21 protein-coding genes and 1 pseudogene are annotated in these 18,440 nt (G+C 70.1%); 13 read left to right on the top strand and 9 right to left on the bottom strand.

Features of this window, described 5'->3' with window-relative positions:
• The first annotated feature begins 2 nt into the window (after window positions 1–2).
• Window positions 3–443, top strand: coding sequence for a hypothetical protein (locus tag E1289_RS24420; protein ID WP_131983998.1), 441 nt, complete (start codon window positions 3–5; stop codon window positions 441–443).
• 60 nt (window positions 444–503) lie between these two features.
• Window positions 504–1,301, top strand: coding sequence for a maleylpyruvate isomerase family mycothiol-dependent enzyme (locus E1289_RS24415; RefSeq protein ID WP_131983996.1), 798 nt, complete (start codon window positions 504–506; stop codon window positions 1,299–1,301).
• Between the two features lie 32 nt (window positions 1,302–1,333).
• Here the strand turns inward: E1289_RS24415 and E1289_RS38350 are convergent, their stop codons facing one another.
• Both E1289_RS38350 and E1289_RS38345 read right to left on the bottom strand, forming a co-directional pair.
• Window positions 1,334–1,708: a type II toxin-antitoxin system PemK/MazF family toxin gene (locus E1289_RS38350; protein WP_165970594.1), complete on the bottom strand. Its 375-nt coding sequence runs from the start codon at window positions 1,706–1,708 to the stop codon at window positions 1,334–1,336.
• Window positions 1,708–2,352, bottom strand: coding sequence for a type II toxin-antitoxin system antitoxin SocA domain-containing protein (locus tag E1289_RS38345; RefSeq protein WP_165970593.1), 645 nt, complete (start codon window positions 2,350–2,352; stop codon window positions 1,708–1,710). Before E1289_RS38345 ends, E1289_RS38350 begins: the two co-directional genes overlap by 1 nt.
• A gap of 421 nt (window positions 2,353–2,773) precedes the next feature.
• Here E1289_RS38345 and E1289_RS24405 point away from each other — a divergent pair, with 421 nt between their 5' ends.
• Window positions 2,774–3,694 (top strand): IclR family transcriptional regulator, encoded by a 921-nt coding sequence (locus E1289_RS24405; RefSeq protein WP_131983992.1) that lies wholly within the window; start codon window positions 2,774–2,776, stop codon window positions 3,692–3,694.
• Window positions 3,695–3,731: 37 nt separating this feature from the next.
• Here the strand turns inward: E1289_RS24405 and E1289_RS24400 are convergent, their stop codons facing one another.
• Entirely contained in the window at window positions 3,732–4,331 is a 600-nt protein-coding gene (locus tag E1289_RS24400; protein WP_131983990.1) for a flavin reductase family protein, read from the bottom strand.
• A 289-nt stretch (window positions 4,332–4,620) separates the two neighbouring features.
• On the opposite strand from E1289_RS24400, the gene E1289_RS24395 reads away from it, so the two are divergent.
• From E1289_RS24395 to E1289_RS24365, 7 genes are read left to right on the top strand one after another with little or no spacing between them, the layout of a single operon-like run.
• Window positions 4,621–5,490, top strand: a complete 870-nt coding sequence (locus tag E1289_RS24395; protein ID WP_131983988.1) for an alpha/beta fold hydrolase — start codon at window positions 4,621–4,623, stop codon at window positions 5,488–5,490.
• On the top strand, window positions 5,490–7,235 hold the full coding sequence (locus tag E1289_RS24390; RefSeq protein WP_131983986.1) for an FAD-binding protein: 1,746 nt from the start codon (window positions 5,490–5,492) through the stop codon (window positions 7,233–7,235). The genes E1289_RS24395 and E1289_RS24390 overlap by 1 nt, the downstream gene beginning before the upstream one ends.
• Entirely contained in the window at window positions 7,232–8,251 is a 1,020-nt protein-coding gene (locus E1289_RS24385) for a ferredoxin--NADP reductase (RefSeq protein ID WP_131983984.1), read from the top strand. Before E1289_RS24390 ends, E1289_RS24385 begins: the two co-directional genes overlap by 4 nt.
• A 23-nt stretch (window positions 8,252–8,274) precedes the next feature.
• Entirely contained in the window at window positions 8,275–9,459 is a 1,185-nt protein-coding gene (locus E1289_RS24380) for an acyl-CoA dehydrogenase family protein (protein ID WP_131983982.1), read from the top strand.
• A gap of 42 nt (window positions 9,460–9,501) precedes the next feature.
• A complete protein-coding gene (locus E1289_RS24375; protein WP_131983980.1) occupies window positions 9,502–10,410 on the top strand; it encodes a VOC family protein in 909 nt (302 codons plus the stop codon).
• A gap of 5 nt (window positions 10,411–10,415) precedes the next feature.
• On the top strand, window positions 10,416–11,882 hold the full coding sequence (locus E1289_RS24370) for an FAD-dependent oxidoreductase (protein WP_131983978.1): 1,467 nt from the start codon (window positions 10,416–10,418) through the stop codon (window positions 11,880–11,882).
• Entirely contained in the window at window positions 11,879–13,456 is a 1,578-nt protein-coding gene (locus tag E1289_RS24365; protein ID WP_131983976.1) for an AMP-binding protein, read from the top strand. The genes E1289_RS24370 and E1289_RS24365 overlap by 4 nt, the downstream gene beginning before the upstream one ends.
• Here the strand turns inward: E1289_RS24365 and E1289_RS24360 are convergent.
• From E1289_RS24360 to E1289_RS24350, 3 genes are read right to left on the bottom strand one after another with little or no spacing between them, the layout of a single operon-like run.
• Window positions 13,453–13,791: a hypothetical protein gene (locus tag E1289_RS24360; RefSeq protein ID WP_131983974.1), complete on the bottom strand. Its 339-nt coding sequence runs from the start codon at window positions 13,789–13,791 to the stop codon at window positions 13,453–13,455. The two genes, E1289_RS24365 and E1289_RS24360, sit on opposite strands and share 4 nt — an antisense overlap.
• Window positions 13,788–14,198 carry an ATP-binding protein gene (locus E1289_RS24355; RefSeq protein ID WP_207929122.1) on the bottom strand — a complete coding sequence of 137 codons (411 nt, stop codon included), beginning with the start codon at window positions 14,196–14,198 and terminating at the stop codon, window positions 13,788–13,790. Before E1289_RS24355 ends, E1289_RS24360 begins: the two co-directional genes overlap by 4 nt.
• Window positions 14,195–14,458, bottom strand: coding sequence for a hypothetical protein (locus E1289_RS24350; RefSeq protein WP_131983972.1), 264 nt, complete (start codon window positions 14,456–14,458; stop codon window positions 14,195–14,197). The genes E1289_RS24355 and E1289_RS24350 overlap by 4 nt, the downstream gene beginning before the upstream one ends.
• 292 nt (window positions 14,459–14,750) lie before the next feature.
• Here E1289_RS24350 and E1289_RS24345 point away from each other — a divergent pair, with 292 nt between their 5' ends.
• Window positions 14,751–15,593, top strand: coding sequence for a helix-turn-helix transcriptional regulator (locus E1289_RS24345; RefSeq protein WP_243713111.1), 843 nt, complete (start codon window positions 14,751–14,753; stop codon window positions 15,591–15,593).
• Window positions 15,594–15,606: 13 nt separating this feature from the next.
• The gene (locus E1289_RS24340; protein ID WP_347813590.1) at window positions 15,607–15,816 is read left to right on the top strand and encodes a DUF397 domain-containing protein; all 210 of its coding nucleotides are present in this window, start codon (window positions 15,607–15,609) and stop codon (window positions 15,814–15,816) included.
• A gap of 63 nt (window positions 15,817–15,879) precedes the next feature.
• Here E1289_RS24340 and E1289_RS24335 read toward each other — a convergent pair whose 3' ends face one another.
• From E1289_RS24335 to E1289_RS24325, 3 genes are all read right to left on the bottom strand, one after another.
• Window positions 15,880–16,143, bottom strand: a complete 264-nt coding sequence (locus tag E1289_RS24335; RefSeq protein ID WP_165970592.1) for a cell division protein SepF — start codon at window positions 16,141–16,143, stop codon at window positions 15,880–15,882.
• Window positions 16,144–16,245: 102 nt separating this feature from the next.
• Window positions 16,246–17,430 (bottom strand): hypothetical protein, encoded by a 1,185-nt coding sequence (locus tag E1289_RS24330; protein WP_243713110.1) that lies wholly within the window; start codon window positions 17,428–17,430, stop codon window positions 16,246–16,248.
• The gene (locus E1289_RS24325) at window positions 17,427–17,969 is read right to left on the bottom strand and encodes a DUF4365 domain-containing protein (protein WP_243713109.1); all 543 of its coding nucleotides are present in this window, start codon (window positions 17,967–17,969) and stop codon (window positions 17,427–17,429) included. The genes E1289_RS24330 and E1289_RS24325 overlap by 4 nt, the downstream gene beginning before the upstream one ends.
• Before the next feature lie 251 nt (window positions 17,970–18,220).
• Here E1289_RS24325 and E1289_RS24320 point away from each other — a divergent pair.
• Window positions 18,221–18,440: pseudogene (locus tag E1289_RS24320) on the top strand (serine/threonine protein kinase); the annotation flags it as partial.

Genomic DNA, 18,440 nt, shown 5'->3' with positions numbered 1-18,440 from the left:
CGGTGGAACCAGTGGTCACGGCGGTGGGAAAGGCCCTGGTGAGGGCCATGGGGACGGACGAGCGGCCGCGAGTGATCTCCGCGTTCGGCGACGCGCTCTCCTCGGTGGCGCCCAGGGAGGCCGACGAGTTCGTGGCCGCGCTGCACGGCACGCGCGCGGGATCCGCCGAGGGCGCAGCCACCGAGCAGGCCGCCACCGAGCAGGAGGCGATCGCCTTCGTCCAGACCTCCCTGACCGGGATGCTCGCGCGGGAACCCCGGCTGGAACCGGTGCTGCGGCGGGCCTTGGACGAGGTGCTGATCCCGGCGCTGCCGCCGTCCGAGGGCGTGCGCATCAAACGGGCCGAACTGATCGTGGGGATACAGGGCCATATCCACGGCGGCAACGTCCAGATCGGTAGCGTGGACCAGAACATCAACCGCGATCAGGTCCGCGAATCCTGACCGTCGTCGCCGCACCCGGGACGCCCCGGACTACGCTCTGAGGCCGACGGAGGGGTTCATATGGAGCAGATGCGTGCCAGTGTCGCCGCCTACGAGCAGACGGTCCGGTCGGTCCTCGCCCTTGCCGGGACGTTCGGCGACGCCGACTGGGAGCGGCCGACCGAATGCCCCGGCTGGACGGTGAAGGACCAGTTCGCGCATCTCGTGGGCATCGAGGCCGACCTGCTCGGCGATCCCGCGCCCGACGTCGACGTCCCCGAGTTCGACCACATCCGCAACGACTTCGGCCGCTCCCTGGAGAAGGCGGTGCATGTGCGCCGGCCCGTCCCGGGGCCGGCCGTGGCGGCGGAACTGGCGGGCGCCCTCGAACGCCGGCTGGCGCAGCTGCCCGGCATCGACCCCGAGCGCGCGGTCATGCTGCCGGAAGGCAGGGAGGGCACCTACGCCCAGCTCATGAAAGTCCGCGCGATGGACTGCTGGACGCATGAGCAGGACATCCGCCGCGCGGTCGGGCGCCCCGGCAACCTCGACGCACCGGCCGCTCGCTGCTACTGGGAAGTGGTGAGCAGGGGCCTGCCCCTCGTCGTCGCCCGCCACGCCAAGGCCGGGCCCGGCCGGACCGCGGCGTTCGACATCACCGGCCCGCCCGACTTCCACGTGGCCGTCCATGTCGGCGACGACGGCCGCGGCCGCTGGGCCGACGACCCCGGGAACCCGGACGTCCGGCTGGCCATGGACTGGGAGACCTACGTCCGCCTCAGCGCCGGCCGCTGCACCCCGGACGCGGTCACCGTCCAGATCACCGGCGACCCCGACCTGGCGAACCGCATCCTCACCAGGATGGCCATCACCCCGTGAACCGGCCCGCCCCCAGAGCGGGACCGCGGGCGTCAACCCAGTAGGCCGAGGTACTGGGCGAGGCGGCCCTGGAGTTGGGTGAGCAGTTCCTCGTCCAGCACCCCGGTCCGGTCCTGCAGGTCCGTCTTCATCAGGGGCTGGACCGCCGGGATGCGGATCCAGCACTTCTTGGTGACACCGCCCTGCCCATGGGAGAGCTGGACGTCGAACCGTGTGCGGCGTCTTGTCGAGCCCGAGATCGGGCAGGCGAGGACGAAGGGCCAGTCGGGGTCCCCATTGGAGTCCGCGCCGGTGACGATCACCACGGGGCGGCGCTCGTCGTGAACGTCCCGCTGCTCCGCGGGAATGAGCCGCAGCGACTTGTCCGGGACGAGGTAGATGCCGCCGGCCACATACGGACCCGGCACTAGTCCTCCAGCAGGTGCCGGGTCGCCTCGGCGCGACGTTCGGAGAGGAGTTCCATCTCCTCCACCAGATCGTCGATGCCCCCGGGCTCGTCGTCGGGAAGGGGGTTGCGTGTGGCCCACGAACGCAGGTGTGCCAGGCCCGGCCCAAGATCGGGGAAGGGCGGCCCCCCTGCCAGATCGAGGCGCACTTCGCGCTTTCCCCGCTTCACGGCCTCCTGCATGGGGGCGGTCTGGTAGGTGAGATCCCGAAGCTGACCGGCCGACCACTCTCCGAACTCCGCGAGAACGCCGTCCACGATCTTGGTGAACTCGGCGTCGATGATCGTCTGCGGCGCGTCCATCAAGTGGATGGTGTACTCGCAGATGCCGGTGAACGGGTCGACATTCTCTTCCACACGGACGTGGCCCGCTTCGTGCAGGTCGCGCTCGACCTCCTTGAGCCTGAGGCTGTGCGGTCCGTAATGGCGCCACCGCCATTCCACGCCGGAGCCGGGGGGGAGTCCATGTTCGACCGCACGTAGATCTGCCAAATACAGGAGCTTGGCGAGCTTCGTGCGGTTTACGCGCACACCGTTGGCCCGGGCGGTCGCCAACAGGTAGGCGATGGCCGCCGCAGGACCGCGAAGTGGCGTAGGAGCCGTCACAACACCCAGTGTAGGTCGGTGGTTCATGTTCACCACCATCTCTATTGGTCGAACTTATGTTCGATCATACCATCCCTTGAGCTGAAGGGATCGAAGGTTTCGAAGACTTTTTGTGTTCAAATGAACACCCTATGTCATCAACATGCTGCCGACAAACCGGTTGCCGGGTGACCGCAGGCCGCGGTTCGCCCGGTGGTGCTGCGCCGGCCGGTGGCCGCGCCGGGCCTGGTGGGCGTCCGCGTGTCCAGCGGACATTCGGCAAGAACGCGTTCTACTGCGGAGGGAGCCGCGGGGTGGTGGCGTGCTTGGTCGGAGTTACTTGGGTTTGACCTGGTCATACCTGGGGGTTCCCATTAGACCAAGCGATTGCTACATTCCGAGTAACAAGAATTCATTTCAGTCGCCCCTGCTGGGAGGTGCGATGAGCGAGGCCGCCATCACCGAGGCCGCCATCACCGAGACCGGACCGGCCGCGCGACGCGAGTCGCCGCCGTCGATGATCGAGCGGATGACCCTGATCCTGGACGCGTTCAACGGGCCCACCGCCCGGCTGACCCTGGAGGACGTCGCCCGCCGCACCCGGCTGCCGCGCTCCACCGCGCACCGGATCCTCGACCAGCTCGTCCGGCAGCGCTGGCTCGCCCACCACTCGTTCGGCTACGGCCTTGGCCCGCGCGCCCTCGGCCTCGGCGGGCGGGACGGCGGGCACGGCAAGATCCGCGAGGCCGCCGCGCCGCTGCTGCACGAACTGCAGGTCACGACCGGGCTCGTCGCCCACCTCGCCGTCCTGGACGGCGCCGAGGTGCTGTACCTGGACAAGCTCGGCGGGCGGCTCGCCACGTCCGTCCCGTCCCGGGTCGGCGGGCGCGCCCCGGCGCACTGCACCGCGCTCGGGAAGGCGATGCTGGCGTGGCTGGAGCCCGAGCAGGTGGACGCGCTGCTCGGCGCCGGGATCAGCCGGCTCACCAGCCGCACGATCGGTGAGCTGACCACGCTTCACCAGGAGCTGCACCGGGTTCGGCAGCGCCGCGGCCTGGCGTTCGAGCGGGGCGAGGCGTTCCCGGGCATCGCGTGCGTCGCCGCCGCGGTCCGGGGGCCCGAGGGGCCGGTGGCCGGGATCTCCCTGGTCGGCGACATCCGGACCCCGCTGGAGAACGTCGCGCCGCTGGTGGTCACCGCCGCCCGCGAGACGTCGCAGATCCTGTTCCCCGGCGCGGTCCCCGGCGCGGGGCGCGCGGGCGGCCGGGCCCGCCGCGGCACCGGCGCGACGGGACACGGGGCGACGTGGTCGCCGGAGACGATGAACCGGCTGCTCGCCGTGGGCCGCGGCGACTGGATTTGACGGGCGGCCGGGGCGGCTCAGCGCGGTACGGGCGCCGTCAGCCCCAGCCCCAGCGGTCGCCGAGGCCCCACGGGTCCGGGGCCATCGGCGCGTCCGGCTCGTTGATGCCGAACCGGCTGCGGAAGAACACCATGGGGTGCCGCCACTCGCCGTCCCGCACCACGTGCCGCTCGACCGCGAGGACCCGCCCGATCACGATCTCGTGGTCACCGGCCTCGTGCACGTCGTGCACGACCGCGTGGACGCCCAGCAGGACGTCCGGCAGCGCCGGGGTCCCCCACTGGGACACCTCCCACTCCAGGCCCTCGAACTTGGCGCCCCGGCTCGACCCGAACCGTTCGCACAGCTCCCGCTGCTCCTCGCCGAGCACGTTCACGCAGAACCGTCCCGCCGCACGGATCCGCGGCCAGGAACGGCCGCGCTTGTCCGCGCAGAACAGGATCAGCGGCGGCTCAAGGGACACCGACGTGAACGACTGGCAGGCGAACCCGACCGGCTCGCCGCCGTCCAGGGCGGTGACCACGGTGACGCCCGTGGCGAACTCCGCCATCGCCTTGCGGAACTCGGCCGGCTCGGGCGCGACGGCGTCGGGGTCCGGAAGACCGGTGGCTGCGGTGAGCGCTGGCTCGGCTGACATGTGTTCACCTCGGTGTCGGTGCGGACACGATCCCTGTCGTCAACAAACTTTCAAAGGGACAAAATCCACTAAGCGGCAGGTACCCGCCAACGGTCAAGTCGTGCCTCCGAAACGTAGGCACGGCGGGCGGGCGGCGGTCCGGGCGGATCCCGTTGAGTGGAAGCGTGCGCCGCGGTGGCCCGCAGAGGCGGCGGGGCGCCGTGCGTCCCGCTGATCGGGATCGGCGGGGTGACCTTGCCGCCATGCCGATTACGTTCCGGACAAGCCACCGTCGAAGGACTGGGAGATCATGCCTGCGGAGCTGACCTACGAGGCGACGTTGCGCGAACTCGCCACCGACCGGGGCGTCCTGCGCTACCACGAGGCGGGTGAGGGCCCGCCCCTGCTGATGCTGCACGGGTCCGGTCCCGGCGTCACCGGCTGGCGGAACTTCCGCGGCAACCTCGCCCGGTTCGCCGAGCACTTCCGCTGCCTGGTCCTGGAGTTCCCCGGGTTCGGGGTCAGCGACCCGACCGAGGAGCACCCGATGATGGCGGCCGGCGGCGCCGCCGGCCGGTTCCTGGACGGCCTCGGCCTCGACCAGGTCGACGTGGTCGGCAACTCGATGGGCGGCATCATCGGCGCCCAGTTCGCGATACGGCGGCCCGAGCGCGTCCGCCGCCTGGTCACGGTCGGCGGGCTCGGCGCGAACATCTTCAGCCCGGGGGCCAGCGAGGGCATCAGGCTGCTGATGGAGTTCACCGACGACCCGTCCCGCGAGCGCCTGGTCCGGTGGCTGCGCGCGATGGTCCACGACCAGCGGCTCGTCACCGAGGAGCTGATCGAGGAGCGCTGGAAGCAGGCCACCGACCCCGACACGCTCGCCAGCGCACGCCGCATGTACGGGTCGAAGGCGATGGCCGCCCGCGCCAAGGCGATGGCGCAGTCCGCCGAGCCCCCGTACTGGGCGATGCTGCACAAGCTCAAGGCACGGACGCTGATCACCTGGGGGCGGGACGACCGGGTCAGCCCCGTCGACATGGCCCTCGTCCCGATGCGGACGATCCCCGACGCGCAGCTGACCATCTTCCCGAACTGCGGGCACTGGGTGATGATCGAACAGAAGGCCGCCTGGGAGAGCGCCGTCCTCGCCTTCCTGACCAGGAAGGACGAGCACTGATGAGCGAAGCCGGCCGGGGGGAGCGGGGGGTCGTCCCCCCGCAGGGAACACTGACTGAGTGGGACCACGAGTTCGACCTCGTCGTCGTGGGCAGCGGCGGCGGGGGGATGACCGCCGCGCTGACCGCGCACGACGCGGGGCTGAGCGCCCTGATCATCGAGAAGGGCAAGCGGTTCGGCGGCTCCACCGCCCTGTCCGGCGGCGGCATCTGGATCCCGAACAACCCGACACTGCGGGCGCGCGGCCACGACGACAGCCGCGAGTCGATCCGCCGCTACCTCGACCTCCTCACCCAGGGACGCGTCTCCGCCGAGCGGCTGGACGCGTTCGTCGACAACGGCCCCGCCGCGATGGAGCTGATCGGCAGAAGCAGGTGGATGCAGTTCTTCTGGACGAAGGGCTACGCCGACTACCACCCCGAGCTTGAGGGCGGCCGCCCGCTCGGCCGGTCCATCGAGGCCAAGCCGTTCGACACCCGCAAGCTCGGCGAGGACGAGCGGTACCAGCGGCCGAACAACATGAAGGGCCCCCTCGGCCTCTGGGTGACCGCCAAGGACTACCACGACCTCGCGATGGCGAAGCGCACTTGGGCGGGCCGGCGCGCGTCGATGGTCGCGGCGTGGCGCGTGTCGTCCAACCTGATACGGCGCCGGCACATGTCGACCGGCGGGCGGGCGCTCGTCGCGCGGCTGCGGATGGCGCTGAAGGACGCCGGCGTCCCGCTCTGGCTGAAGACCGCCATGAACGAGCTGGTCACCGACGGCGACGGCCGCGTCATCGGGATCGTGGCCGCGCAGCGGGACGGCACGACGTTGCGGATCCGCGCGCGGAAGGGCGTCCTCCTCGCGACCGGCGGCTTCGACCACAACCAGGAGATGCGCGACAAGCACCTGCCGGAGGGCGGCCGGGAGGACTTCGCGATGGGCGCCCGGGAGAACACGGGCGACGGCATCCGCGCGGGCGAGGCCCTCGGCGCGGCGGTGGACCTGATGGACGACGCGTGGTGGATGCCCGCCGTGCGTCACCCGGCGGGTGCGACGATCCCGCTGGTGTCCGAGCGCGCCATCCCGCGGCAGGTCATCGTGTCCACGGACGGGACGCGCTTCACCAACGAGGCGGCGCCGTACGTCAACTTCGTCCACGACCAGCTCGAAGGCGGCCACGTCCCGGCGTGGTTCGTGATGGACGCCAAGGCCCGCGCCCGCTACCCGTTCGCGCAGATCCTGCCGGGCGCCCCGATCCCGAAGGCGTTCTACGACGCGGGCATCGCCTTCAAGGCGGACACCCTCGCCGAGCTGGCGGGGAAGATCGGCGTCCCGGCGGACGCCCTCGCCGCCACCGTCGAGAAGTTCAACGGCTACGCCCGCGACGGCAAGGACCCCGAATTCGGCCGCGGCGACTCCGCCTACGACCGCTACTACGGCGACCCGAACCTGAAGAACCCGAACCTGGACGTCGTCGACACGGCGCCGTACTACGCGTTCCGGCTGGAGGTCGGCGACCTCGGCACGAAGGGCGGCCTGGTGTCCGACGAGCACGCCCGCGTGCTGCGCGAGGACGGGTCGGTCATCGATGGCCTGTACGTGACGGGCAACTCGTCGGCGTCGGTGATGGGCAACGAGTACGCGGGGCCGGGCGCGACGATCGGCCCGTCCATCGTGTTCGGCTACATCGCGGCCCGGCACGCCGCCGCCGCGGAGGCGGCGGGGGAAACGGCCGCCGGGAAGGCCGCCGAGGGGTCATGACGGCACTCAAGGCGCGGGTGGTGGAGGTCGTCCGGGAGACGGCCGACGCGCACTCGCTCGTCCTCGAACCCGCCGAGGGCGACCGGGACCGGTTCTCCTACCGGCCCGGGCAGTTCCTCACGGTCCGGGTCCCGTCCGGGGAGGGCTGGGCGGCGCGCTGCTACTCGCTGTGCAGCTCGCCGCTGACCGACGACCGGCTCAAGGTCACGGTCAAGCGCGTGGACGGCGGTCTGGGGTCCAACTGGATCTGCGACAACGTCACGGCGGGCGACGTCCTGGAGGTGCTGCGGCCGGCGGGCACCTTCACCCCGTCCTCGCTGGACGACGACCTGCTGCTCGTCGCGGGCGGCAGCGGCATCACCCCGGTGATGTCGATCCTCAAGTCGTGCCTGGCGGGCGGCGGCGGGAAGATCGCCCTGCTGTACGCCAACCGGGACGAGCGGTCGGTCATCTTCGCCGATGAGCTGAGGGAGCTCACCGAGCGGCACCCCGACCGGCTCACCGTCGTCCACCTGCTGGAGACGGTGCAGGGCCTCCCGACGCCCGCCGTGCTCCGCTCGCTGGCCGCTCCCTACACGGACCGGCAGGCGTTCGTGTGCGGGCCGGAGGTCTTCATGGACATGGTCACCGGCACGCTCACCGGCTCCGGCGTCCGGGTCCACGTCGAGCGGTTCTTCTCGCTGGAGAGCGACCCGTTCGAGGAACCGGACACCGCCGCGGAGGTCCCGGACGGCGAGGACGCCGCCGAGGTCGAGGTGGAGATGGACGGCGAGACGCGGACGGTGCCGTGGCCGAGGTCCGAGAAGCTCCTGGACGCGCTGCTGCGCGCCGGGGTCGACGCCCCGTTCTCGTGCCGGGAGGGCAACTGCTCGGCGTGCGCCTGCGTGGCGCTGGAGGGCGAGGTCACCCTGGACGCCAACTCGGTCCTCGACGAGCAGGATCTCGCCGACGGCCTCATCCTCGCCTGCCAGGCGAGACCGGTCACCGGCCGGCTGAAGATCACCTACGACGGCTGACGACACATCACGGGAGACAGGCGATGGCGAACCGCGTGCTCGACAAGATCATGGAGAGGGCCGACCAGATCCGCGAGCTCGGCCCCGCGAACGAGCGGCTCGGCCGGCTCGACGACAAGGCCGCCACGCTGCTGCGCGACACGGGGGTGATCCGGCTGCTGCAGCCGGAGGCGCACGGCGGCCTGGAGGTCCACCCGCGCGAGTTCGCCGAGACCGTGCTCGGGATCGCGGCCCTCGACGGCTCCACCGGCTGGATCGCCGGGATCGTCGGCGTCCACCCGTGGGAGATGGCCTACGCCGACCCGAAGGTCCGCGAGGAGGTCTGGGGCGAGGACCCCGACACGTGGATCGCGTCCCCCTACGCGCCCATGGGCATCGCCCGGCCGGTGGACGGCGGCTACGTCTTCAACGGCCGCTGGCAGTTCTCGTCCGGCACCGACCACTGCGACTGGATCTTCCTCGGCGGGATGCTGGGCGACGACGAGGGCAAGATGGCGCAGCCGCCCCGGTCGCTGCACCTGATCCTGCCGCGCTCCGACTACGAGATCGTCGAGGACTCCTGGAACGTCGCCGGGCTGCAGGGCACCGGCAGCAAGGACATCATCGTCAAGGACGCGTTCGTCCCCGCCTACCGGACGCTGGAGTACACGAAGGTCGTGGACGGCTCCGCGCCCCGCGAGGCGGGCCTGACCAACCCGGCCTACCTGATGCCGTTCTCCTGCGTGTTCCCGCTCGGCATCTCCGCCGCGGTGATCGGCATCGCCGAGGGCGCCCTCTACCACCACCTGGCCTACCAGCGGAACCGCGTCCAGATCACCGGCACGAAGATCAAGGACGACCCGTACGTGCTCTACGCGATCAGCGAGGCGGCCGAGGAGATCAAGGCGTCCCGGACGGCGCTGCTCGACAACTGCTCGCGCATGTACGACATGGTCGCGTCCGGGCACGTGCCGACGTTCGCGGAGCGGGCCGCCGGGCGCCGCACCCAGGTCCGCGCGGCGTGGCGGGCGGTGCAGGCGATGAACGAGATCGTCGTCCGGTCGGGCGGGAACGCGATGCGCACCGACAACCCGATCCAGCGTTTCTGGCGGGACGCCCACGTCGGCCTCGCCCACGCGATCCACGTCCCGGGCTCGGTCTACCACGTCTCCGCCCTGACCGACCTGGACATCGACCCCCCGCAGGGCCCGATGCGCTCCATGATCTGAAGGACGAGCTCGGCTCGACGGCATACCGAAGGGACTACGACAGTGACGCAGATCCGAGGGCTGGGCTACCTGAAGGTCCAGACCCGGCACATCGAGCGCTGGCGCGAGTTCGCCCTCGACGGCCTCGGGTTCGCCGAAGGCAGCGGCCCCGACCCCGACGGGCTGTACCTGCGCATGGACGAGCGCCGGTCGCGCCTGCGGGTGCTGCCGGGCGACTCCGACCGGGTACTGGCCGTGGGCTGGGAGGTGCGCGACCAGTACGCGCTGGCCGCCGTCCGCGAGGCCGTCGAGAAGTCCGGCACGGCCGTCACGGCGCTGAAGCCGAAAGAGGCGGCCGAGCGGGACGCCGAGGAGGTCATCGCGTTCACCGACCCGGGCGGCACGCCCGTCGAGGTGTTCTTCGGCCCGGTCCTCGACCACAGCCCCGTCCGCACCGGGTTCGCGCAGAAGTTCGTCACCGGCGCGATGGGCATGGGCCACGTGGTGCTGCCCACCCCGAACTTCGCCGAGACCGCCGCGTTCTACAACGAGGTGCTCGGCTTCCTGCCGCGCGGCGCGATGAAGGTCGGCGGACCGGTCCGGATCCGGTTCATGGGCGTGAACCAGCGCCACCACAGCCTGGCGATCTGCCCCGCGCCGCACGACGGCGACCCGGGCCTCGTCCACCTGATGGTGGAGGTCGACACGCTGGACGCGGTCGGCATCGCGCTGGACACCGTCACCGCGAAGGGCTTCTCGATCTCGTCGACGCTGGGCCGGCACACCAACGACAAGATGGTGTCGTTCTACGTGCGGGCGCCCGGCGGCTGGGACGTCGAGTACGGCTGCGAGGGGCTGCTGGTGGACGAGACGTACTACACCGCCGAGGAGATCACCAAGGACAGCTACTGGGGCCACGACTGGTCGGGCTCCGAGCCGCTGGCCGCGTTCGCCGCGCAGAAGGAGGGCTGAGGCCGATGGCGACGCCCTCGGTGGAGCCGGTCGGCGCTTCGGAGGTGGCGTTCGACCACGAGTGCGACGTGCTGGTGGTCGGCTTCGGCGCCGCCGGAGCCGCCGCGGCGTACGAGGCCGCGGCCGCGGGCGCGGACGTGCTCGTCCTGGAGCGGTCGAGCGGCCCCGGCGGGACGTCCGCGCAGTCGGGCGGGGAGCTGTACCTCGGCGGCGGCACGCGGGTGCAGAAGGCGTGCGGCTTCGACGACACCCCGGACGACATGTACGCGTTCCTCCACGCGGCGCTCGGCCCGCACGCCGACGCGGAGAAGCTGCGGCTGTACTGCGACGGGAGCGTGGAGCACTTCGAGTGGTTCCGCGCGCGCGGCGTCCCCTTCAAGGAGAGCCTGTTCGACGCGCCGGGCTGGATGCCGTACACCGACGACGGCCTGATGTGGCTCGGTGAGAACGCCTGGCCGTACAACACGATCGCCCGGCCCGTGCCGCGCGGGCACCGCCCGGAGGCGCCGATGTTCGCCGGCGGGATCCTGATGGAGAAGCTGATCGCGGCCGCCGCCGAGGCGGGCGCCGTCACCCACCAGGACACCTACGCCACGAACCTCGTCGTGGACGGCGGCCGTGTCGTCGGCGCCGTCGCCCGCAGGTTCTCCGAGACGGTGGCCTACCGGGTGCGCAAGGGCGTCGTCCTCACCGCCGGCGGGTTCGTCGACAACGAGGAGATGCTCGCCGACCACGCCCCGGTGCTGCTCGGGCACGACAAGATCAGCGACGGCACCAGCGACGGGTCCGGAATCCGGATGGCGAGCGCGCTCGGCGCCGCGACCCGCCGCATGGCGTCGGTGGAGATCGCGCTCACCGCCAACCCCGCCGTCGTCTGCCGGGGCATGCTCGTGGACGGTCTCGGCCGCCGCTTCATCAACGAGGACGTCTACCCGGGCCTGTACAGCCACCGGGCCGTCCAGCACCAGCCCGGCCCCTACTGGGCGATCATCGACGAGACCGGGCATGACGAGATCGCCGAGGCCGACATGTGGGGCGTGCGCCCCAAGCACGCGGCGGAGACGCTCGCGGAGCTGGCGGAGTCCCTCGGCCTGCCGCCCGGGTCGCTGGAGGCGACCGTCGAGACTTACAACCGGTTCGCGGAGCGGGGCGAGGACCCCTACTTCCACAAGGACCCCAGGTGGCTGCGTCCGCTGAAGGGGCCGTTCGCGGCGATCGACCCGGCCGACGGGTTCTTCGGCGCGGGCAGGCACGGCGCCGGGACGGGCGCCGGCGGGTTCACCCTCGGCGGCCTGGACACCACCGTGGACGGCGAGGTCCGCGACGTCTCCGGGAGGCCGATCCCCGGCCTGTACGCCGCGGGGCGCACGGCGGCCGGCATCCACGGCGAGGGCTACATCAGCGGGACGTCCCTCGGCGACGGCACCTTCTTCGGCCGCCGCGCCGGCCGCGCCGCCGCCCGGACGCCATGACGGAACTGGCCGACGACCGCCCGGCCCGCGAGACCACGTTCGCCGAGCTGGTCGCGGCCCGCGCGGACGACGACAGCACCGGCCTGTGCTTCGAGGACGCGTCCTGGACGTGGCGGGAGGTCGTCGCGGAGTCCCGCCGCCGCGCCGCCCTCGCCGACGCCGGCGGGCACGTCGGCCTGTTCCTGGAGAACGGCCCCGAGCACCTGTTCTGGCTCCTCGGCCTGGCCCTCGCGGGCGTCCCGGCGGTGGAACTGAACCCGACCCGCCGGGGCGCCGAGCTGGCCCGAGACATCACCCACACCGACTGCACCATGCTCGTCACCGAGACGTCCCGCGCACCCCTGCTGGACGGCTTGGTGGACGTCCCGTCGCTGAGCGTCGACACCACCGCGTACACGGAGCGACTGGCCGCCGCGGAACCTGCCGGGGTCTCCCCGGTCAGCCCGAAGGCGGTGTTCTCCCTCGTGTTCACGTCCGGGACGACGTCAGCGCCCAAGGCGGTGATCTGCACGCAGGGCAGGCTGGGCCGGATAGCCGTCCAGCAACGCGACCGCCGCGCCCTGACCTGCGACGACGTGTTCTATGTCGTCATGCCGATGTTCCACTCGAACGCCCTGATGGCCGGGATCGCCCCAGCCGTCGCGACGGGCGGCCGTATCGTCCTGCGCCGCAGGTTCTCCGCCTCCGGCTTCCTCCCGGACGTCCGCCGCCACGGCGTGACGTTCTTCAACTATGTCGGCAAGCCGCTGAGCTACATCCTGGCCACCCCGGAGAAACCGGACGACGCCGACAACCCGCTCCGCATCGCGTTCGGCAACGAGGCCGCCGAACGCGACATCCACGAGTTCGCCCGCCGTTTCGGCTGCACCGTCATCGACTCCTACGGCTCCAGCGAGGGCGAGATCCGACTCAACCGCGTCCCGGGCACGCCCCCGGGCTCCCTGGGCGTCGCCGAACCCGGCACCCTCGTCATCGACCCGGCCACCCTTCGCGAATGCCCACCCGCCAAGTTCGACGAACACGGCGCACTTCTCAACGCGGAAGAAGCGATCGGCGAAATAGTCGACACCATGGGCGCCGCCAAGTTCGAGGGCTACTACAACAACCCCGAGGCCACGGCGAAACGCGTCCGCAACGGTTGGACGTGGTCAGGCGACCTCGCCTACCGCGACGCAGACGGCTACTGGTACTTCGCAGGCCGCGACGACGACTGGCTAAGAGTGGACGGCGAGAACATCGCCGCGGCCCCCGTAGAACGGCTCCTCGCCCGCTACGAGCCCTTCTCAGACGTGGCGGTCTACGGCGTCCCAGACGACCACGTAGGCGACCAGGTAATGGCAGCCGTGACCCTGGCCCCAGGCCAAGCCTTCGACCCGGCGTCCTTCACCGCTTTCCTGGCCGCCCAACCAGACCTGGGCACGAAGTGGACGCCCCGCTACATCCGCGTAGTGAAGGATTTGCCCCGCACCCCGACCAACAAGGTGCTAAAGCGCTCCCTACGCACAGAAGCCCGCAACACCACAGACCCCCTCTACGAGCACCACAACGGCACCTACGAACTCCGCACGCCCTAACCGACCTGGCGCTCGTACTCGTCCCACAGGCCGAGCGACTCGATCAGCACGTCTTCGAGCTGTACGGCCGCCACCCGGTACGCCTCGGCCCGCCCGGCGCACAGGCCCGCGTCCCATATCCGGCCGCGCCGCCGCCAGACCCGCGACCGCGCCACCTCCATCTCCGCGAGCCTCCGCCACGCCCGCGCCTCGCCGGGGAACATCTCGAACGCCCTGCGCGCCTCCGGTCCGACGGCGGCGAAGAGGAACACCGCCTCCGGATGCTCCGCTGGACGGCCCGCCCCGCGATGCCGTCGAGCCGCCCATGCAGCGCGCAGAGCACGCAAAGCGGTCATCGGACGACCTCGAACCACACGGTGTGGCGTCCGTCCTCGCCGCACAGGGTGCCCCAGCGTCCGGCCAACTCCTGCACCAGGAAGAGCCCACGCCCGGATTCGTCCCAGGCTGAGCCCTGCGCGGGGATCATCGGACGGCCCCGTGCGCCGCCGTCGTCCTGAATCTCCACCCGGAGCCGTTCCGCCGCCACCAGCACGGTGACGCACACCCCGCCGCCGGGCCTGCCACTGGCGCTGTGCCGGACCGCGTTGGTGGCGATCTCGCAGACCATGAGGTCCACGTCGTCGAGGTCGAAGCCGCCCGCGCACCCGCGCAGCGCCTTCCGGACCCGCGCGCGAACCTCCCGGACGTCGAGGACACCGGGCGAGCACATGCGCTCGGTGCGTCCCCCTTCCCAGACGATCACCACGCCACCCCGGAGATCAGCTCGGCCGCGACCCGCTCCGCCCCGGCCGGTGTCCGGTGAGCGGCGTCCCACAGGTAGGACCACCCACCGCGGTCCTGGACGACGAGCACCGCCAACGACCGCCGCCGCGACAGAACCGGCACCGCCAACACCGGCTCGGCCCGCCCGTCCAGGTACAGCACCGAGCCCCGCCCGAGGCTCCGCAGGCTCACCATCAGCCTGACCAGCAACTCCAGCCGCTGAGCCGTCGCCGGCGGCACCGGCCTCCACTCCTGGTGCCCACCATGAGGCGAGCACTTGGGTAGGTTCGACATAGGTCCGACTCCTTTGCAGTCGGGTCAAGGCCCCGGGACGGTGGTGCAAGCACCGCCCCGGGGCCGCTCCGTTTCCTTGCTGAATGCCTGCGGTCGGCCGACGCCCTGTGGCACGCTCTGCAAAGCATGCATTACTCACTGTATGCACGCAAGGGTTGCACTTACATTGCTTGCATTCATAACTCGGGTCGCCGAGGCGCCGGGCGCGCCCGGCGCCATCAAACGGAAGGGAGCCGTTGTGGCAACGACGGTGCGTCTTCGACGCCTCGCGGCCGAGCTTCGCCAGCTACGCAAGATCGCCGAACTCACCCGCGAGCAGGTGAACGAGCAGACCGGCATCAACGTGGCCACGCTCTACCGGATCGAGACCGCCCGCGTCCGCCCCCAAGCACGGACCTTGACGAGCCTCTTGGACGCGTACCGGGTGGCCGAGCCGAAGCGCTCCGAACTGAGGACCCTGCTCAAGCAGGCGGCGACGCGCGGCTGGCTGCACACCATCGCCTCAGATCTCCCGGAACGCTACGCCTCCTACATCGAGTTCGAGTCCGAAGCCCGCGAGGTGCTGAACTACGAGTGCCTGTTCATCCCTGGCCTCCTCCAAACCGAACGCTACGCACGAGCGGCGGTCACCAGCACTCTTCCGGAGTCCTCCCGAGAGGACGTCGAGAGCCGTGTCGAGACGAGAATGCGGAGGCAGGCAGCGCTCACCAAAGAGCAGCCGCTGAAGCTGTGGGCGATCGTGGACGAGGCGGCGATCCGTCGTGTCGTGGGCGGACGTGAGGTTATGCGAGAGCAGCTCGATCACCTGCTGGAGATCACTGAACTTCCCAACGTGCATCTCCAAGTGATCCCTTTCGACGCGGGCGGCCATCCAGGTATGACCGGTTCCTTTGTCGTCATGCACTTCGGTGAGGCGGTCGGTCCGGACATCGTGTACATCGAGAGTCACGCGGGGGATATTTTTCTGGAGGAGGAAGCGGACGTCGCCCGATATAACGTGGCAAGTACGCATCTTCGCGCCGGAGCGCTCAGCCCCAAGGCGTCCGCCTCGCTGGTCGCCGCGGCTGCGGAAGCTCTGTAACCAGGCAAGGAGCATGATGAGCATGGCGCACGGCACAGCGTGGCCCAGGTGGAGAAAGAGCAGTCGGAGCGGCGGCAACGGCAACTGCGTCGAGGTCGCCGACATTCGATCGGGCATTGGCGTGAGGGACAGCAAAGCGCCGGAGGCAGGCCACCTGGTTGTCGCCCGTGAGGCGTGGACCGCCTTTGTGGCTGAGGTGGAGGCTGGTCGTTACGACCGGTAGCTGCCAACGGCCGATCGCAAGGAGAGGCGCCGCGCCACCCTCGCCGCAGCTGGGAGTTTCAGATCAATCGGCCAGGTGGGCCAGGTCGGGGATGTGTGCGGCGGCGATGCGGGGGGTGGCCGGGGGTTGGAGGAGGAAGATCCTTCGGTCCAGCCGCTCCATGTCGCCGCCTCGCCCGCAGACCAGGCCGGCGCAGAAGTCCACCATCTGCCTGGCCACGTCGTCGGTCAGTTGCGTGAGGTCCATGAGCACCGGGACGTCCTTGCGGAAGAAGTGCCCGACGTGGAGCGCCTCGTTGTAGTCCCTCGGGCGGAGCGTTTTGATCACGGGTTCAAGTCTGCCCGCGGCCCCCTGGATTGCAAGCCCGGAGCGGCGCCCGCGAGCCAAGGACGGGTACGCCGCAACGAAGGCGGTGACGCCCGCCGGAGGTCAAGACTCGTCTTCGAGGCCCGGGATGACGGCGAATGAACTGAGCCTGCGGAGAGACCGCCGGGTGCCCCTGATGTCCAGGTCTCCTGTTGCGGTGACCTGGAGCCCATGAGCGTGTGCCCTGAGGGCCTCACTGTAATCAGGCTCGCTCAGTTCGACCCTGTATCTGCGGGCCTCACCAGAATCATCGGCCACCCCCTGAATGACCGCCTCTCCTCGTCCGTAGCCGCCCTCGCGGAACAGGCGGACCACGAGGCCGGTGACCGTGACCCCGGCTCTGGGCTGTTTGGTTCGCAGATAGTCGGCGCCTTCGGCGAGTATCCGCTGCTGGCCAGGAGTGATCCTCAGAAGAGCGGGTTCGGTCGTTCCGCCGGCCAATGGCGACTTGGCGAAGCGGATCTGATAGATGCCATGCTCCGGTCCGCCCAGAGAACTCAGCGCTGCCAACTCCGTGGCGTTGGGGGCACCCGGCACGAATTTGCCGAACGAAGAGATCGGCTGGGTTCCCTCGCCGACCTCCTCCGCCAGTTGCTGAGCCTTCCGGGTGGTCGCCAGCATCCGGCTTGTCACTCTGCGGCCGAAGGGCTGAGGCGGAACTCGAACCAGCGCGTCCTGTCCCGGTGGCGTCGAGTCAGCCGACTCGTCCGAATATATGTCCGCCAGTGGGAGGGCCAGTGACAGGACGAAACTTCCCGGCTGAGTGGACAGCCTGGCCTGAGAAGCGTATGCCTCTGCGCGCTGCGGCCGCCTTGGCGGAAGGACCAGGGAGGGGTAGTCCAGTGCGGCCGCGGAAGCCACGACGAGATTTCTGATGGCAGAGATCGCAGAATAAGCCAAGGTCAGTGGCGCTTCGCCCGTTGGAGCGTCCGGCGTGAGGCGGACGGCCACGTTGTCCGCGCCGCCGAACAGCATGTCATCCGCTATTTCCCGCGGGAGTCGCTGTTCGACGAAGGAAAGTGTGTCCAGCGCGTCACTCACGCGCTCCACATAGTCGATGACATCGCGGGTCACCGGTAGCACGATCCGGATTGACTCGTGCGCCTCGGTTCGCCGCAGGCGCCACAGGCTCGTCCGGCCGTCATCGTCCTGAAGCGTCCAGCCAGAAGCCAAGAGGTAACCCGTCAGCGCCGCGAGGTCGGGTACCTTCATCCCCACCTCTTTCTTGGGCGGGCTCTTGTGGCTCACGACTGCTCCCAAATATCGATCCGTGGGACGGGAGTCGATCGTCGAGTTCCGTGAGCCTTAAGCATTCTGTGCAGCCCTGGTTGATCCAAGGTATTTGTTGCCGGAAGGCGTATTGCCTGGCTCGTCCTATTTCTTGAAGGTTCTATGCCCTCAAGGGAAACCCATGCCCCGCGACCGCACAGAAGCGTTCCCTCACTATGAAGGCGCACGTTCTCACCTTCCTCGGAAACGCCGATTACGGCAAGCACCCTACCAACGGCATGGTCCGTACGTCTGAGCGCATCGTATGTCTCAAGGTCAAGGTCATAACCGAAGTCGCCGGACGCCAGTTGTCGGAGTCTGATGGTGGTCTTGACCTGGACGTTCACCGTCGGGTAGTACGTCCCGAGTTCGGTTCCGGGATACACGATCTGCACGTCTGCCTTCTGGAGGTCGACCGTGGTCGGGCGGCCGTGGAGGAGGCCGCACCCGGCGGCGACCGCCTCTAGCCAGGCTTCGCCGAAGTCACCCTGCTGGGTGTTCTGGTCTTGCTCCCGCACACCGATGATTGTGCCCGCGGAAGGTAGCGGAGTGTGGCGAAACGACCACTCTGGCGGTGTGGCATTCATGTCGTGCATCCCCTGCACTGCCGTGGGGCGGGCCTGGGGTGGGGTTCTGCGTCTTGCGGTGGTGGCGTTCGCGTAGGACGCCATGCGGCTGACCAGATGATCGCCGCGGCGGCCGGACGTTCGCCGCCTTCCTGTGGAAAAGTTCAGTCCTGATCATCGGCGGGTGCGGGAGGGCGTACGGGGTGTCCAGCGAGAAACTGAAGCCGCTCCAGGCGGACGACCCGAAACGGATCGGTGAGTACCGGCTGCTCGCCCGGCTGGGGGCCGGCGGGATGGGCCGGGTCTACCTGGGGCGATCGAAGGGCGGACGGCCCGTCGCGGTCAAGGTGATCCATTCGCACCTGGCCGAGGATTCGCAGTTCCGGCGGCGGTTCGAGCAGGAGGTCGCGGCGGCGCGGCGGG

The organism is Actinomadura sp. 6K520, assembly GCF_004349245.1.
Classification (GTDB): domain Bacteria; phylum Actinomycetota; class Actinomycetes; order Streptosporangiales; family Streptosporangiaceae; genus Spirillospora.
This window is presented reverse-complemented; position numbering and strand designations above follow the sequence as displayed.